Annotated in this window: 14 protein-coding genes and 2 pseudogenes; 4 read left to right on the top strand and 12 right to left on the bottom strand. The window is 69.9% G+C overall.

Features of this window, described 5'->3' with window-relative positions; translation table 11 throughout:
* Positions 1 to 243: 243 nt before the first annotated feature.
* The 5 genes from pflA to ACMXN5_RS48505 form a co-directional block, all read right to left on the bottom strand.
* Positions 244 to 960 carry a pyruvate formate-lyase-activating protein gene (pflA, locus tag ACMXN5_RS48485; protein WP_439681280.1) on the bottom strand — a complete coding sequence of 239 codons (717 nt, stop codon included), beginning with the start codon at positions 958 to 960 and terminating at the stop codon, positions 244 to 246.
* Between the two features lie 68 nt (positions 961 to 1028).
* Positions 1029 to 3293, bottom strand: coding sequence for a formate C-acetyltransferase (pflB, locus tag ACMXN5_RS48490; RefSeq protein ID WP_439681281.1), 2265 nt, complete (start codon positions 3291 to 3293; stop codon positions 1029 to 1031).
* Between the two features lie 145 nt (positions 3294 to 3438).
* The gene (locus tag ACMXN5_RS48495) at positions 3439 to 4548 is read right to left on the bottom strand and encodes an acetate/propionate family kinase (protein WP_439681282.1); all 1110 of its coding nucleotides are present in this window, start codon (positions 4546 to 4548) and stop codon (positions 3439 to 3441) included.
* Positions 4549 to 4668: 120 nt separating this feature from the next.
* Positions 4669 to 5052 (bottom strand): pyridoxamine 5'-phosphate oxidase family protein, encoded by a 384-nt coding sequence (locus ACMXN5_RS48500; protein ID WP_439681283.1) that lies wholly within the window; start codon positions 5050 to 5052, stop codon positions 4669 to 4671.
* Between the two features lie 205 nt (positions 5053 to 5257).
* Positions 5258 to 5890, bottom strand: a complete 633-nt coding sequence (locus ACMXN5_RS48505) for a hypothetical protein (RefSeq protein ID WP_439681284.1) — start codon at positions 5888 to 5890, stop codon at positions 5258 to 5260.
* Between the two features lie 423 nt (positions 5891 to 6313).
* Here ACMXN5_RS48505 and ACMXN5_RS48510 point away from each other — a divergent pair, with 423 nt between their 5' ends.
* On the top strand, positions 6314 to 7006 hold the full coding sequence (locus tag ACMXN5_RS48510) for a CBS domain-containing protein (RefSeq protein ID WP_439681285.1): 693 nt from the start codon (positions 6314 to 6316) through the stop codon (positions 7004 to 7006).
* 120 nt (positions 7007 to 7126) lie between these two features.
* On the opposite strand, the gene ACMXN5_RS48515 is transcribed toward ACMXN5_RS48510, so the two are convergent.
* The 6 genes from ACMXN5_RS48515 to ACMXN5_RS48540 all read right to left on the bottom strand — a co-directional run bounded on the left by ACMXN5_RS48515 (position 7127) and on the right by ACMXN5_RS48540 (position 11686).
* The gene (locus ACMXN5_RS48515; RefSeq protein ID WP_439681286.1) at positions 7127 to 7789 is read right to left on the bottom strand and encodes a response regulator; all 663 of its coding nucleotides are present in this window, start codon (positions 7787 to 7789) and stop codon (positions 7127 to 7129) included.
* A 67-nt stretch (positions 7790 to 7856) separates the two neighbouring features.
* The gene (locus ACMXN5_RS48520; RefSeq protein ID WP_439681287.1) at positions 7857 to 8300 is read right to left on the bottom strand and encodes a CBS domain-containing protein; all 444 of its coding nucleotides are present in this window, start codon (positions 8298 to 8300) and stop codon (positions 7857 to 7859) included.
* Positions 8297 to 8812: a universal stress protein gene (locus tag ACMXN5_RS48525; RefSeq protein WP_439681288.1), complete on the bottom strand. Its 516-nt coding sequence runs from the start codon at positions 8810 to 8812 to the stop codon at positions 8297 to 8299. The genes ACMXN5_RS48520 and ACMXN5_RS48525 overlap by 4 nt, the downstream gene beginning before the upstream one ends.
* Before the next feature lie 216 nt (positions 8813 to 9028).
* Complete coding sequence (locus tag ACMXN5_RS48530; RefSeq protein WP_439681289.1) at positions 9029 to 9214, bottom strand: hypothetical protein; 186 nt, start codon at positions 9212 to 9214, stop codon at positions 9029 to 9031.
* A 397-nt stretch (positions 9215 to 9611) separates the two neighbouring features.
* A complete protein-coding gene (locus ACMXN5_RS48535) occupies positions 9612 to 11312 on the bottom strand; it encodes a SulP family inorganic anion transporter (RefSeq protein WP_439681290.1) in 1701 nt (566 codons plus the stop codon).
* A 32-nt stretch (positions 11313 to 11344) separates the two neighbouring features.
* Entirely contained in the window at positions 11345 to 11686 is a 342-nt protein-coding gene (locus ACMXN5_RS48540) for an ArsR/SmtB family transcription factor (protein ID WP_439681442.1), read from the bottom strand.
* Positions 11687 to 11946: 260 nt separating this feature from the next.
* Between ACMXN5_RS48540 and ACMXN5_RS48545 the strand changes: the two are divergent.
* From ACMXN5_RS48545 to ACMXN5_RS48555, 3 genes and pseudogenes are all read left to right on the top strand, one after another.
* Positions 11947 to 12950: pseudogene (locus tag ACMXN5_RS48545) on the top strand (IS5 family transposase).
* Between the two features lie 629 nt (positions 12951 to 13579).
* Positions 13580 to 13792, top strand: a complete 213-nt coding sequence (locus ACMXN5_RS48550; RefSeq protein ID WP_161363586.1) for a hypothetical protein — start codon at positions 13580 to 13582, stop codon at positions 13790 to 13792.
* Positions 13789 to 14169 carry a fic family toxin-antitoxin system, toxin component gene (locus ACMXN5_RS48555; protein WP_439681291.1) on the top strand — a complete coding sequence of 127 codons (381 nt, stop codon included), beginning with the start codon at positions 13789 to 13791 and terminating at the stop codon, positions 14167 to 14169. Before ACMXN5_RS48550 ends, ACMXN5_RS48555 begins: the two co-directional genes overlap by 4 nt.
* 1128 nt (positions 14170 to 15297) lie before the next feature.
* Here the strand turns inward: ACMXN5_RS48555 and ACMXN5_RS48560 are convergent.
* Positions 15298 to 16125: pseudogene (locus ACMXN5_RS48560) on the bottom strand (transposase); the annotation flags it as partial.
* Positions 16126 to 16127 lie beyond the last annotated feature (2 nt).

Raw genomic sequence — 16127 nt, forward strand, 5'->3', positions numbered from 1 at the left:
CCCCGACAGGGCCGACCGGCCCTGCGCACCGGACCGACCGTCCCTCCCGCCATCGCCGACGTGCGCGTCACGGATCGTGCCCATCCCGGCCCGCACATGCCGCTTGAACGCACGCGCAAATGCCCGGACCAGCCGGTCCAGCGCCGCGGCGAACTTCCGTATGTGTGGCCTGCCGGTACGGCCCTGGTCGCGCTCACACACGCCGTGGCGGTCCGGTCTCGATCCGACCGTCGTCGCCTGCGCTCAGTGGGCGCGGAGGCCGTGCGTGCGGAATTGCGCGCGGACTCGCGCGATCAGCTCGGCCGTCGGCGGCGAGGTGTCCCGCAGCGGGAAGCTGATGCCGAGTTCGTCGTACTTGGCGGCGCCGAGTTTGTGGAAGGGCAGTAGATCGACGCGTTCGATGTTTCCCAACCCTGCGGCGAAAGCCGCCAGTTCGTCGATCATCGCGATGTCATCGGTCAGTTCCGGCACCAGGACGAAGCGCAGCCATACGGGGATGCCGAGGTCGGCGAGCCGCCGAGCGAAGGTGAGGGTCGGCGCGAGTTCGCGGCCGGTGAGTCGGCGATAGGCGTCGGGGTCGAAGTGCTTGATGTCGAGCAGGACGAGGTCGGTGGCGGACAACAGGCGCTCGCCGGCGCGGGCGCCGAGGTATCCGGAGGTGTCCAGCGCGGTGTGCAGGCCCAGTTCGCGACAGCGGCACAGCACCGCCCCGACGAAGTCGGCCTGGAGCAGCGGCTCGCCTCCGGTGACCGTCACGCCTCCGCCGCTCGCGAGCAGGAACTCCCGACAGGCCGTGATCTTGCTCATCACCTCCTCGACGTCCGTGCTTCGGCCGTCGCGCAGGTGCCAGGTGTCCGGGTTGGAGCAGTACAGGCAGCGCAGGGGACAGCCGTTCACGAAGAGCACGAAGCGGGTCCCGGGCCCGTCCACGCCGGTGGACATGTCCCACGAGTGCACCATGCCCGTGTGTCCGTCGTTGCGCGGCCGGAGGCCGTGCGGGAGAGGGCTCGGGACCTGTCGCATCGTGCTCACCGGGCCTGGTGGAAGGTCCGGCTGATCACGTCGAGTTGCTGCTCGCGGGTCAAACGCACGAAGCGGACCGCGTATCCGGAGACGCGGATGGTCAGGTTCGGATACCGCTCCGGGTGTTCCATGGCGTCGGTCAGGGTGGCGCGATCGAGCACGTTGACGTTCATGTGGAAGCCGCCGGCGGCGAAGTAGCCGTCGAGCAGGCCGACCAGGTTGTCGGCGCGCTCGCCGGGATCGTGACCGAGGCCCTCCGGAGTCACGGTCGAGGTCAGTGAGATGCCGTCGCGGGCCGACTCGTAGGGGATCTTGGCCACCGACAGCGCGGACGCGGCCATGCCGTGTCGGTCGCGGCCGTTCATCGGGTTGGCCCCGGGCGCGAAGGGTGTGCCGGCGCGGCGGCCGTCGGGGGTGTTGCCCGTGTGTTTGCCGTAGACCACGTTGGAGGTGATGGTCAGCACCGACAGCGTGTGTTCGGCGTCGCGATAGGTGGGGTGGCGCCGCAACTTGGCCAGGAACGAACGCACCAGGTCCACCGCGATCGTGTCGGCGCGGTCGTCGTTGTTGCCGAACGCGGGGTACTCCCCCAGGACGCGATAGTCCACGGCCAGTCCGGTGTCCCGGTCGCGGATCACCTCGACACCCGCGTACCGGACCGCGGAGAGGCTGTCCACCACCACCGAGAGTCCGGCGATGCCGCAGGCCATGGTGCGGTGCACGGGGTGGTCGTGCAGGGCCATCTCCAGGCGCTCGTAGGCGTACCTGTCGTGCATGTGGTGGATGATGTTCAGCGCGTCCACGTAGACCCCGGCCAACCAGTCGAGGATGTGGTCGAACGCCGCGTCGAGTTCCGCCGGATCGAGGCGATCGCCCCGCAGCGGCGGGGACTTCGGGCCGACCTGTTCGCCGCTGATCTCGTCCCGGCCGCCGTTGATCGCGTACAGCAGGGCCTTGGCGAGGTTGACCCGGGCGCCGAAGAACTGCATGTCCTTGCCCACGGCCATCGCCGAGACGCAGCACGCGATCGCGGTGTCGTCCCCGGTGCACGGGCGCATCAGGTCGTCGGACTCGTACTGGATGGAACTGGTGTCGATCGAGACCTGCGCGCAGTAGCGCTTGAAGCCGCTCGGCAGTCGGGGCGACCACAACACGGTCAGGTTCGGTTCCGGTGCGGGCCCCAGGTTGTACAGGGTCCGCAGGTAGCGGAAGGAGGTGCGGGAGACCAGCGGGCGGCCGTCGGTGCCGATGCCGCCGAGGGATTCGGTGACCCAGGTGGGGTCGCCGGAGAACAGCGCGTCGTACTCGGGGGTGCGCAGGAACCGGATGATCCGCAGCTTGATCACGAAGTCGTCGATCAGCTCTTGCGCGCGGCTCTCGTCGATGCGGCCTTCACGCAGGTCACGCTCCAGGAAGACGTCCAGGAACGTGGAGGTGCGGCCGAGCGACATCGCGGCGCCGTTCTGCTCCTTGGTCGCGGCGAGGTAGGCCAGGTACAACCACTGCACGGCCTCCTGAGCGGTTGCCGCCGGGCGCGAGACGTCGCAGCCGTAGGTCGCGGCCATCTCCTTCAACTCGGCCAGGGCCCGTGCCTGCTCCGCCAGTTCCTCTCGGTCGCGGATCACCTCGACGGTGGCGGGCAGCGGATCCAGAGCGCCGCGCTCGGCCTGCTTGACCTCGATCAGGCGGTCCACGCCGTACAGGGCCACGCGCCGGTAGTCGCCGATGATGCGCCCTCGGCCGTAGGCGTCCGGGAGCCCGGTGATCAGCCCGGCGCGGCGGGCCCGCAGGATCTCGGGGGTGTACGCGTCGAAGACGGCCTCGTTGTGCGTCTTGCGGTAGGTGCCGAACACCGCTCGCACGAACGGATCCAACTCGTAGCCGTACGCGCGCAGACCGGCCTCGACCATGCGCAGTCCGCCGTTGGGCATGATCGCCCGCTTGAGCGGAGCGTCGGTTTGCAGGCCGACGATCAACTCCCGGTCGCGGTCGATCCAGCCGGGGGCGTGCGAGGTGATCGTGGAGGGCGTCGCGGTGTCCACGTCCAGCACGCCCTTGCGGCGCTCCTCGGGGAACAGCGCGGACACCCGGTCCCAGACCGCGCGCGTGCGCGGTGTGGCCTCGCACAGGAAGTCGGCGTCGCCGGTGTAGGGGATGTGGTTGGTCCGGATGAAGTCGCGGACGGCGATGCCGTGTTGCCAGGCCCCGAGGCGGAAGTCGCGCCAGGGCGCGAGGTCGACGTCCGAGGGGTGTGTGGTGGTGGTCGTCATGGTGGCCTCTCGATGGACTCGATCGACGCGTTCTCGACACTTCACACACTGTCCGCGTCGCACCGGTGCGGGCAGGGGCGGACGACCCGACCGTCCCTGCCGAACGGCCCGGCCCCGGGGCACCGAGCCGACCCCCACGGCGAAGTCAGGTGCTCTCGGGGTCGATCACCGAACGCGTCTCGTGGGCGATCTCGACGTCTTCGCAGGCGGTCACGACCAGCGTGCGCACCGGGCTGCCGTCGGCGCTCACGTCGGCGTCGCCGCGCGCCTCGGCGTTGGCGTGCGGGTCGAGGCGCACGCCCAGGAAGGCAAGTTCGCGGACGGCGTCGGCGCGGATCTCGTCGTCGTGTTCGCCGATTCCGCCTGTGAAGGCGAGTACGTCCAGGCCGTCCATCGCGGCGGTCATGGCGGCGATCTTCGTGCGGAGTCGATAGGCGTAGATCCGACGGGCGGTTGCGGCGCGACGATCACCCGCCTCGGCGGCGGCGCGGATCGCCCGCATGTCGCCGCCGTGCCCGGCGAGCGCCGCCATGCCGCCGCCGTGTTCCAGCGCTTGTTCGAGATCGTCGAGTCCGACGCCTTGGCGCTGGAGCCACAGGATCAGGCCCGGGTCGACGTCGCCCGCCCGGGTGGCCATGACCAGCCCTTCGGCCGGGGTGAACCCCATGGTCGTGTCGACCGATTCGCCCCCGCGTACGGCGGCCAGCGAGGCCCCCGCGCCCAGGTGGCAGCTCACCACCCGCGCCAACGCCGGTTCGACGCCCGCCAGTTCGCAGGCGCGTCGGGCCGCGTACGCGTGCGACAGGCCGTGGAAGCCGTACCGGCGCAGACCCCATTTCCGGCGCCAGCCCTCGGGCAGGGCGTACGTACTCGCCTCCGCCGGCAACGTGCGATGGAAGGCGGTATCGAAGCAGGCCACCGTCGGCACGCTCGGAAGTTCCCGGCGCACGGCATCGATGCCCGCGAGCGCCCGACCCTGGTGCAACGGTGCCAACGGGGCGAGGCCGGCGATGCGCACGAAGACCGACGGATCGAGCCGGGTCGCACCGGTGAAGTCCGCGCCGCCGTGCACGACTCGGTGTCCGACGGCGTCGACGGGCCCGGCACCGCGCAGGAATCCGGAAACCGCGCCGTCCGGAATCTCGTCGGGGCATTCGATGGTCGATGCGCACACGACTGTGTCGTTCGGGTCGAGTACGGACAGTTTCACCGTCGACGACCCGGCGTTGACGACAAGGACTCGATGGGTGCTCATGATGGGTACTCCCTCGCGATGATCGGACGCGGACACGACGACTCCTGCGACGCTGCCATGCGAGCCACGGCGGTCACAGGGCCGAACGGTGTGTATCCCGGCGCCGGGGGCTCGTTCGGGTTACTCGTCGCCCGCGTGGGGACGCAGCCGGCGGCCGGTGACGTCTCTCGGACGGATCCGGGTCCAGACATCGGGGACGCCGTCGGACCAGGTTCGGGCGTCCCTGGTCAATCGGGCCGTCTCGACGGGATCGGTCACGCGCTCGGTGTCGCCGATCACGAGCACGCTCCACCCCAACCGGGCGATCCGGATCAGGTCGTCCACCTCGAAGGCCACGGGCCCGACCAGGTTGGCCGGCCGTGAGCCCGCAGCGCTGCGATAGATCACGTCCGCACCGTCCATCACGTAGTCGACCGGCAGTACGAACGGATCTTGGGTCATGGCCGGGGCGACCCGCCCCACGTCGTGCAGGAACAGGCGCGCCCGGCACTCCTCCTCGGTCATGACGACGAGTTCCCGGGTATCCGGCACGGGAAGCGACGCGGCAGCCGGTTCCGGCACCGACGGCGCCTCCACGGTGCCCCACAGCAGATGTTCGGCGCTGTCGCACCGACGATCCCGCCACGCAAGCAGGTCCGGCAGGGCCGTTCGACCCGTCCGAAGGAAAAGTCCGTGCTCCTGAGGGGACTTGCGAAGGTGTGCGACCGGTTCACCGACGGTGGGCCCTCGGCTCGCGGTGATACAGCGTCACCGGCGTGTAGGACCAGGCCGGTGTGAAGGGAGCGAGGGCGGTCCGCACGGCACCGCGCACGTGACGAAACGCGGTGGCCGTCGGCGACGCGCCGACGGTGATGTCGGCGAACACGATGCTTTCGCGCGCTGTCAGATCGACATGCACCTCGGCGGGCGCGATCACCCCGGCGAGTGCGCGGGACACCGCGCGCGCCACCACCCGGTGCGCGGTCGGCCCGACCGGGGAGAACGCGCTGTGACAGGCGGCCTCGACATCCGCTCGCCCGCACACCACATCCGCACGCGACAGCGTCCCGCCGTGAGTGTCGACGGGCCCGCAGACCACCAGCGGGACACCGGCCACGAGCGCACACATCGCGCCCTGTTCGCGCGTGGTCTGCGGCCCCTCCTCGGTACGCACGTCGACGACGACGTCCACATCGGGCGCGAGCAGCGGACATCCACCGTCCGCTGCCCAGGCCACGCACGGCACAGCGGTACCAACCCCCGGCCCCTCGTGACAGTGCAGCACCGTGTGCCCGGCTTCGACCAACTCGTTCGCGACCTGCCCGCAACCGTCCGCGTGCGACTCGGTGATCAAGATTTTCAACCCGCGTCGATCCATGACCCCTCCCCTGGTTCGCGTCACAGCCTGCCCGCCGCGCCGAGGCCGGATAAGGGCCGAACGTCTCCCCGAACATGGCTCGTTCGAGTAAACGCGCCCCCCATATAAGCTGCCGCGCCCTGGCCCACTCCGGGTGGCGCGCGATGGGTGGCGAACCGAGACGCGATGTACACCCGGGCCGAACGGCCCTGGGCCCCGGGTAGCGCGACCCTGCCGCACCTTCGCAGGGGATCGCATGCTGGGGATGACCGGGGAGGTGACACGGTGAACGTCCTCATCGCATACGCGAGCGCGCACGGCAGTGCGCAAAGGCGATCGCCCATCGCATCGCTGGGCCGAGATCGAGACGTGGGCCGACATCATCGCCGGCGAACTCTTCCCGGGCGCACCGATTTTGGGAGGCATGCCATGACACACAGGACGATGGGGGACGTCATGACGCGTGATGTCGTCACCGTCGGCTCCGATGCCCGCTTCCGTGACATCGCGAGCATTCTGGAGACCTGGCAGGTCAGTGCGCTGCCGGTGGTGGACGGCAGCCATCGCCTGCTGGGCATCGTCTCGGAGACCGACCTGCTGCACGCGCGCGTCGCCGACACCGGGACGCCGCAGAGCTCGACGTCCTCGCATCGGGCATCCGAGGTGGCCGCGTCCGAGGAGGGGTTCACCGCCCGGGGTCTGATGAGTGCCCCGGTGATCACCGTGACGCCGACCGTCGGCACCCCGGAGGCGGCTCGTCTGATGGACCGCCACCACGTCAAGCGCCTACCCGTGGTGGACCGGTCCGGACGACTGGTGGGCATCGTGAGCCGCTGCGACCTGCTGGGCGCCCTCGTGCGGTCGGACGCGGAGATCAGGGCGGAGATCGAGCGCGAGATCCTCGGCGAGGCGCTGTGCCTGGATCCCACGACGATCGACGTCGACGTCCGCGACGCCGTCGTACACCTCACGGGCGAGGTCGACCATCCCACCCTCGTCGACATCGCGGTGCGCCTGTGCACCGCCGTGGACGGTGTCGAGAAGGTCACGCACAACCTCACCCACCCCTGCGGCCCCGAACACCCTGCCACGACAACGGGGCACGGATGTTTCGGGGAATGACGACGCGGTGACGACACAGGGCCGCACACGCCGGACCGCTGATGTCCCTCGGCTTCGACTTCCGTCCGGGGGACATCGGTCCGGGGGACATCGGCCGTGTGCGTCGGGACCCGTCGGAACTCAGCCCTGGCGTCGCTCGTTGCCTTGGTGCAGTTCGGTCGCGTACACCGCCGCCTGGACCCGACGTTCGAGGCCCAGCTTGTTCAACACCGCCGAAACGTAGTTCTTGACCGTCTTCTCCGCCAGCCCCAAGCTCTCGGCGATCTCGCGGTTGGTCTGGCCCTGCGCGATGTGTTCCAAGACCTGCTGTTCGCGCTCGCTGAGGCCGGTCGGACCCGGCTCCGCCGCCGATCCCTTGCGCACCCGTTCCAGGACGCGCGTGGTCACCGCCGGGTCGAGCAGGGACTGTCCGGCGGCGACGGCGCGCACGGCGGCGATCAGGTCCCGGCTGCGGATCTGCTTGAGCACGTATCCAGCGGCGCCGGCCATGATCGCGGCGAACAGCGCGTCCTCGTCGTCGTAGGAGGTCAGGATCAACGCGTTGATCTCGGGGAAACGCGAACGCACCTCGCGGCACACGTCGATGCCGCTGCCGTCCGGCAGGCGCCCGTCCAGGATCGCGACGTCCGGCCGCAGGGCCGGGATGCGCCGCGCGGCCTCGGCGGCGGAGCCCGACTCGCCCACGATCTCGATGTCGGGCTCGTCGCCGAGCAGATCGGCGAGGCCCCTGCGGACCACCTCGTGGTCGTCGAGCAGGAACACGCGGATGGGCGTTGTCGACACGGCCCTCCTCCGGAGTCGGACGTACCTTCATTGTCGGACGTCGAAGACGTCCGCGCCTGTCACCCCGTCACCGTATCGGGCGGTGCAGCCCCAGAAGAACGGTCAGCAGGTCGCGGTCGGTCAGGACGCCGAGCGCGGTGCCGCCGGCGTCGACGACGAGCAACGCGTCCCGGCGGTGTCGGAGCAGTTCCTCTCCCGCCGTGACCACGTCGGTGTCCGGGGAGACGAAGCTCGTCTCGGTTCCGGCGATGGCGTGAGCGGCGGTGTGCTGCTTGAGGCCCAACGGGTCGAGGGTCCACACGGCGGCGAGGTCGCGATCGCTGATCAGGCCGAACGCCCGACCGTCGTCGTCGACGACGCCGACGTGGTGTAGGTGGCTGACGATCATCGTGTCCATGGCCGCCCACAACGTGTCCTGTGTGGTCACTGAGACCACCGGGCCGTGCATCACCTCACGCACGGTCGGGATCCCAGGACCGGTGTCGGTGGTGGTCCGTGTCGTCTCGGTCATGGCGTGACTCCTGTCGTGTGTGTCGCAACCGGGTTCGGCCGGCGCTCTTCGTCGTCGGAGCCGCCGATGGTGACCACCGGACAGCGTGCGCAGCGCAGGCACTCGCGCGTGACAGGTCCGAGCGGGCGCCGGTCCACCCGGCGCGCTCGGCTGCCCAGGATCAGCAGGGCGGCCTCGCGCGCCGCGCCGAGCAGCACCGGCACGGCCGGCCCCTCGATCGGGCGCCGAAGGACGGTGAGGTCGGGCCGGGCGTGGTGCGCGGCCTGCTCGGCCGCGTCCAGCAGTTCGCGGACCCGCCGACGCTGTGAGGTCAAGTCGACGAGGGTGTGCGTCGGCGCGTAGTGCGCGCGGTGGACGGGCACGGGCTCCCAGGCGTACACCAGGTGCAGCGCGGCCCCGCGCAGGGCCGCTTCGTGAGCGGCCCACCGGACGGACCCGCGATTGACCACGGGGTCCGAATCCAGACCGACGACCACGCACGGCGGCCGGTTCCGCGACAGACCTGTGTCCATGGGCTCCTCCTCCACGAGAGGTACACCCCCCACCCTGCTCCACCCGGATCGATCCGCACAGGGTCTCCCGGCCCGGTCGAGAGGTCCTTTTCCAGGGCCGTTCGGCCCTGCGCTGTACGTTGCCGGGCCGAACCACACCGCATTCCATCCGGCGAACGGCGTCCCTTCGGATCCCGAGGAGACCTGTGACGGTCACACGGTGTTCTCCGGGTGCTGTCAGCCGTGGCCGGTGAGATACATGGCGAGCCAGATCGATCCGCCGATGAGATGGGTGCCGAACAGGAACAGGAGCATCCAGCGGATGATGCCGCGTTCGATGTCCTTTTGGGATTCGCCGGCCCTCACTTGCGGACGCGGCGCGGGTGCGGGGGCGCGGGGACTCTCGGGCGGTCGATCGCTCACGACGGGCGTCCTTGCGGGGGAGTGGGTGTGTCTTCCGCGGAATCGGTCCCGGTTGCGGTCGGGCGGATACGCAGCCGTGTGCCATCGACTGCGGCTTGGGCGAGTGCGGTGCGCACGGTGGCGGCGTCGATTCGCCTGGCAGGCAGTGCGGTTCCGTACCGGGGGAGGACGATCATCTCGTATGTCATGGTGGAGGTCTTTCGTAAAGGATGATCGGAAGCACCGAGCCGCCGTTGGGCGTCGGCCGGGTGATCCGCAGGGTCTCGCCCGTGTGGTCGATGTCGTGGCAGCCGATGTCGATGCCTGCGTATTCGAGTGGGAAGCCGAGGCCTCGAACAGCCACCCGCTGCGCCTTCGAGACTCGCGGCGGGCGGGGGTGCGAGAGCGCGGTTCCCGATCAGGGGATGTTCTCCAGACGGGTGTTCCCCCGGTCTTCCTCGGTAGGTTCGCCGGGCAGTATCCCGGCGCCGTGCAGGCGACGCCGGGCCGCCGTGATCGCCTCGGGAGTAGTCGTGAAGACCCTGCCTTGGGCGCGCAGTCGATCCATCACGCCGAGGGCGTCGAGGGTGCGGTGGTGGCCGGGGCGTATGCCGGAGACGTAGACGGTGATGCCGCGGTGCTCCAGTCGCTCGACGACCTCCTTGAGCACGAGTGCCCCCGACGCGTCGAGCGTGCTGATCCGCGACATGCGCAGGATGACCGCGTGCGCGTCGGCGACCTGCGACAACTCCGCCAGGAAGCGGTGCGCGGCGGCGAAGAACAGCGGGCCGTCGAGGCGGTAGGCCACGATGTGCTCGGCCAACAGGGCATGTTCCTCCGCGCCGTGGTCCTTCGGCAGATCCTCGCGCAGCGGCACGTTCTCCACCCGGACGTCCCTGGCGACCGCGCGCAACGCCAGCGCCCCGGCGACCAGCAGGCCGAGGACGACCGCCTTGACCAGGTCCAGGGCGAGGGTGGCGGCCGCGGTCAGTACCAGGATCAGCGCGTCGGAACCGGTCGCGCGAGCCATCGCCCGCACCGAGCCGACCTCGACCATGCGGATCGCGGTGGCCAGCAGCACCCCGGCGAGTGCGGCCAGCGGGATCTTCGCAACCAACGGCGCGGCGACGAACACCACCGCCGCCAGCACCACCGCGTGTGTGATCGCGGCCAACCGCGAGGCGGCGCCGCTACGCACATTCACCGCGGTCCGCGCGATCGCCGCCGTGGCCGGGACCCCACCGAACAACGGCACCACCAGATTGGCGACGCCCTGGCCGAACAACTCCCGGTCCGGGTCGTGTTTTTGATCCACCGTCATACCGTCCGCCACGGTCGCGGACAGCAGCGACTCCAACGCCGCGAGTGCGGCGACCGCCAGTGCGGGCGCGAGCAGGGAGGACAACGCCGAAACTTCGAAGAACCCGATGTCGGGAGCGGGCAATCCGGCGGGCAACTCGCCGATGCACGCCACGTCCAGATGCGCGGTCTGCGCCGCGACGGTGACCGCCGCAACCGCCGGCAGCGAGAACGGAACGGTCGGGTGGCGGCGCGCGCCCAGCAGCATCACCAGCGCCACCGAAGCGGCCAACGCCAAGGCGGTGCCGTGCGGTTCGCGCGCGAACGCCGCGCCCGCGCGCCACGCCACCACCGCGGTGTTGTCACCCCCCGGCTTGGGCACTCCCAGCGCGGACGGGACCTGCTGCAGGGCGATGACCCCGGCGATTCCGAGGGTGAAGCCCTCCACCACTGGAGCCGGGATGTACGCCATGTATCGCCCCGCCCGGGCGAACGCCAGGCCGATCAGCAGCAGGCCGGCAAGGAAACCTACGGTCAACACGCCGTTCGCGCCGTACTCGTGCACGATGGGCACCAGCACCACGGTCATCGCCCCGGTCGGCCCGGAGACCTGAAGGTTCGACCCGCCGAACACCGCCGCGAGCACCCCGGCGACCACCGCGGTCGCCAGCCCCGCCTGTGCGCCCAGTCCCGAGGAGATCCCGAACCCGAGCGCCAGCGGCAGCGCCACGATCGCCACCGTGAACCCGGCAAGCAGGTCCCGACGCGGCGCGCGGCGTATCGCCGCGACATCGGCGCGCCCGGGCAACAGGGAACCCACCCGCGCAAACCTCCGGAACAGTGGGGGCGTGCTCACCGTGCGTCGGCCTCCGCCTCGCGCAACTCTTCCAACAGTTCGTTGCGGCCGGCCAGCATCTCGGTGAGGATGCGTCGCGCCGCGCGCATCAAATCGGCGACGTCCCCACCAGCCAGCGCGTAGACCACGGTCGATCCGTCGCGACTGGAGGTCACGATCCCGGAGCGGCGCAGGATCGCGAGTTGCTGCGACAGGTTGGACGCCTCGATATCGATCGCAGCGAGCAGATCGCGCACGGGCAGCGGTCCGTCCTGGAGCAGTTCCAGGACCCGGATGCGCACCGGATGCCCGAGCATGCGGAAGAACTCCGCCTTCGCCTGATACAGCGGAACCGGCACCATCCCCAGCCCCTTCCGTGTTCGTTCTCGCTCGCGGGCCCGCTCGGGTCGTTCCTGCGACTCGTACGACGCTTGCCCTGCTGTGGATTCCGCACGATGGGAGGCCGCCTCCGCCGCATCGGCCGCGCCCGAACCACTCGGACCGGCATGGCCTGGCCTCGGCGAAGTTCCCCACTGCCGGCACTAGGTCGTGTATCGGGTCGTGATCAATCTGTGGGATCCGTCGTCAAGGCGGTCCTGGTCTGGTAGATCGGCTTGGTGTGACGCGAGAGCAACTGACGGACGTGGAGTGGGAGTTCATCGGGCCGTACCTGCCGATCGGTGCGTACGGTCCGTATCCCGAGCGGCTGCGGCAGCAGTTCGAGGGTGTGATCTGGAAGTTTCGGACGGGCGCGCAGTGGCGTGAGGTGCCGGAGCGGTTCGGTGCGTGGCCGACCGTGCACAATCGTTTCCGGCAGTGGCGTGACGCCGGTGTCTTCGAGGCCCTGTTGGAGGGCCTGATCGCGGAGGCCGCGAGACGGGGCGGGGTGGACCTGTCGCTGGTGAGCGTGGATTCGACCACCGTCCGGGCGCACCACGACGCCGCCGGGATGCGTGTCGATCCCGACACGCTCACCGCTCTGGAGAAGGCCGCCGCGGAGGAGGAGAAGGCCCGGCAAAAGGGGGCGATCCGGAGGGACAAGACGGGAACGGAGCCGGAATCGACCCGGAGCGGGAGGAACGACGACGCGTCCGGCGCCGGCACCGGATCCGGCTGAGGGCCGCCCTGCTCGGGCGCTCGCGGGGCGGCCAGACCTCCAAGATCCACCTCGCCTGCGACCGGAACTGTCGCCCCTTGGCCTTCGTCCTGACCGCGGGACAGGCCGCCGACAGCCCGCAATTCGTCCCCGTCCTCGAGAAAATACGGGTCCGAGGGCCCGTCGGGCGTCCCCGCACCCGACCCGACGCGGTCGCCGGGGACAAGGCCTACTCGTCCCGCGGCAACCGAGCCCACCTGCGCAGACGCCGCATCAGGGCGGTCATCCCGGAGAAGAGCGACCAGGCCGCCAACCGCAAGAGGAAAGGCAGCGGGGGCGGCCGACCCGTCCGCCACGACGCCGACCTCTACAAGGAACGGAACACCGTCGAGCGCCTGATCAACAGGCTCAAGGCCTGGCGCGGCATCGCCACGAGATACGACAAGACTCCCGAGAGCTACCTCGCCGCCCTTCACCTCCGCGCCGCAATGATCTGGGTCAAAGCCCTCAGCCGGAGCACTCATTGATCACGACTGGATACGTGCCCTAGTTCCCGACTCTCGGTCAGCCACCGTTCCTTTCGAGGCGATGACGTGCACGGGCACGACAAGCCGCGTCCGACCCGTTGCCCCGGCATCCGCTCTCCTCAGCGCAACGGGGCCCAACGGTCGGCGCGGCGGTCGGCCCATGCGAGCCGCGTGCGCTGGCGTAAGAATGTATGAAATTGCAGAATCTTGCAATTCGTCAGGTCATGAAGCCGACCGACCGACGTGGCCGGCCGGCGCGTCCGCAGCGCCGCACCGGCGCGAACCCATTTCCGGCCGTTCGAGGGCGGGCACCGCGTCGCAGGCGGCGATCAAGGAAGGTGTCGGGCGCGCGGTAGGTTCGAGCCGCCCGATCCCCGGCCGGGAGAAACCCGCGCACGGTCTCCCGAATGTCTCCGTGTCAGCCTGCCTCCCGGACCGATCGGATCCGACCCGGACACCGACACGATGTGGCGTCGACGCGCAAGACCGCGCGCCGGTGGCGCGACAAGGGTCACCCGCCGCCGACGGGCGCCACCACACGCGAACCAGCCTCCGCGAAAGATCCGAGGACGGCCACGACGTCGCGGTTCTCCCACGCCCGGCCTGGTATCCGGTGGTACCTTGTCGGTATGGCGAAGACGCAGGTGAATGTGCGGATGAGTGACGAGACCGCGGAGATGGCGCGGCAGGCGGCGGAGACGCGGCATCTGCCGCTGAACGACTACATCGAGCAGCTCGTGCGCCGGGACAACGACGGGGTGCGGGAGCGGTTCCTCGAAGGGGCCCGCGAGGTGATCGTCGGATACGGGGACCTCATCGAGGAGTTGGCGGCGTCCCGGTGACCGCCTCGAATTTGAGCATCGACCTGGCGTGGATCCTCGAGGTCGCCCGCGAGGCCGGGGAGAACGACCCGGCTCCGGAGGACTACGGCCTGCCCATCGCCGCCGTTGCCCGCCATCAGGCGGTGTTGGCCGGACAGGACGTCTACAGCGGCCCGTTCGTACGCGCCGCGGCCCTGTGTCAACTCCTGGGCCGCGTCGTCTGGTTGGAACGTTCGAACATGACGGTGGCCGTCGCGGTGGCCCACGGCTACCTCACCGCCTGCGGGATCACCACCAAACTCGGCCGCGACGAGATCACCGCCCTGGTCGTCGAGTTGCGCAAGGACATCTGCACCGTCCCCGACATCGCCGCCGTCCTGAGAACCTGGACCGACTGAGCTGGCCGAACGCACGGCACACCCCCACACCCGCGGCCCGGTGGTGATCATCTTCCGGGCGCGGCCGGGGCGTCGGTGCCCCAGGGCGGCGCGCTCCCTGGATTTCGACGCGCCCCTCGAACGGGAGAGCGGTCACGAACAGCTTTCGGCAGGACGGGTTACGGGCACGGGGCACGGTCCGGCTACGAGCAGGTCGGACCTGATCGACCCGACCGGGGCGGAGCGCCAACGGCGCGGGCCTCACCATCCGATGTCGGCGGCGCGGCGCCGCTGCGCCGAGGCACGTACTTCGTGGGCCGCGTGGCGGTACGCACTTGCGAGTGGGTCGCGGGCGGGGCCCGGGGGCGCGATCGGCGAAGCGCTGTTCGGGGTGTGGGGGAGCTTCGCCGGGATCGGGAAGCCCGCTCGCTTCGGTGTCGCGGCGACTGCGTCGTCGAATGCGCGGTCGGTGTCGGGGTCGGCATGCTCGTCGACGACGGTTATCAGACCGACGCCGAGACACAGGAGCATCTGGTTCCGAATCCGCCCCGGAAGAGTACGGAACTTCTGCTCAAGGTGAGATCCAGGCAGCGGCGGTGCAATGTTCGTCGACCACTTCGGACGGACCACTCGGCCTTGGTTTCCGCACGGTGCCGATCACTGCGCTGCGGCCGGGATCGGGCCATCGTCGCCCGACACGCACCGGGATTTCGGGTGACGACGAGGACTCGAATCATCGCGGCGCGGTTTGGGGGCGGCGATGACTCGGCCGAGGCGCCGTGTGAGGTCGCCGGCGCGATGCGGCGCCTGGGGGGTGTCGTGGCTACGTCAGGTCGGCCGAGGGCGCTTGACCAACCCCGACAGCACACCCACCGACGACCCCGCCGAACACCTCGCCACGGTCCGGGACTCACTCACCCGGATGGACCCCCTGGTCGCCGACCTGCAACACCTCCGTCGCGTCTGAACCCGCACGCCGGCCGGACCCCGTCCCAACCTCCCGGCCGTCCAGAAGCACGGCCCAACCACCAGGCGCCCGTCAGAGCCTGGACAGCGACAGGCCGGGCAACCGCGGGTGGCGCGGGTGCCGACCGCGGGACTGTAAAACTAACGGCCCTGTCTCACATTCGGTGGTGACGGAGTGTGTCGCTATCCGAGGAGGATGCGGTGGCGGAGGAGGGTGAAGCCTGCTCGTCCGTGCGTCTGGCGCGCGATCCGCTTGGTTTTGGTGTTGACGCCCTCGGTGGGGCCGTTGCTGTACGGAAGTGTGAGCGCGGCGATCACGGCGTCGCGGTCTCGGTCCAGGCCCCGGGCGAAGGAGTGCAGATGGGGCAGATCGGTCGCGCGAGCCTGGACGATCCAGCGTGAGAGCCCGTCGGCGTTTCCTTCGTGAGGCGTCAGGAGTTGGGCGAAGTCCGTGATGTGAGCAGCCAGTTGGGTCATCTCGGGGCAGGCGGCGGTAAGCCGTGCCAGGAGGTCGTGATGTTCGGACTTGAGGTTGTCGGGCCTGGTGAGGAGCATCCTGGCGAGCCGGCGTGGGGAGATGTGGCTGCGGTCGGCGTCCGCGCGGCCTTGGTTGATGTACTTGTGCAGGAGGTTGACGCAGCCTTCGTAGCCGAGGGCCTGGATCTCTTCGAAGAGGTGCCTGACGGGGACGGCGGGGTCCTCAACCCGGCGTTTGCGCAGGTGCTCGCGGTAGGGGTCGACGAGGCTGGCGCGGTATTTGGGGACGCGGAGCATCCGCTCGGGCCGGTCGGCTCGTGCGTAGCGTTTGACGGTGTTCAGGGCCAGTTGCAGACGGCGGGCGCATTCGAGCAGACCCACGCCCTGATTGAGCAGGTCATGGACTTGGTGCCAGCGTTCCAGGGTGGTTCGGGCGCGTGGCCCGTCGTAGATGGGTGCGTCCAGTACGGTGGCCCAGCAGGTGCTGTGTGCCTTCACCTCGCTGAGGGCGGCTTCGCACAGGTTGTGCCACAGAG

Origin of the sequence: Embleya australiensis (assembly GCF_051903075.1) — a bacterium.
Classification (GTDB): domain Bacteria; phylum Actinomycetota; class Actinomycetes; order Streptomycetales; family Streptomycetaceae; genus Embleya.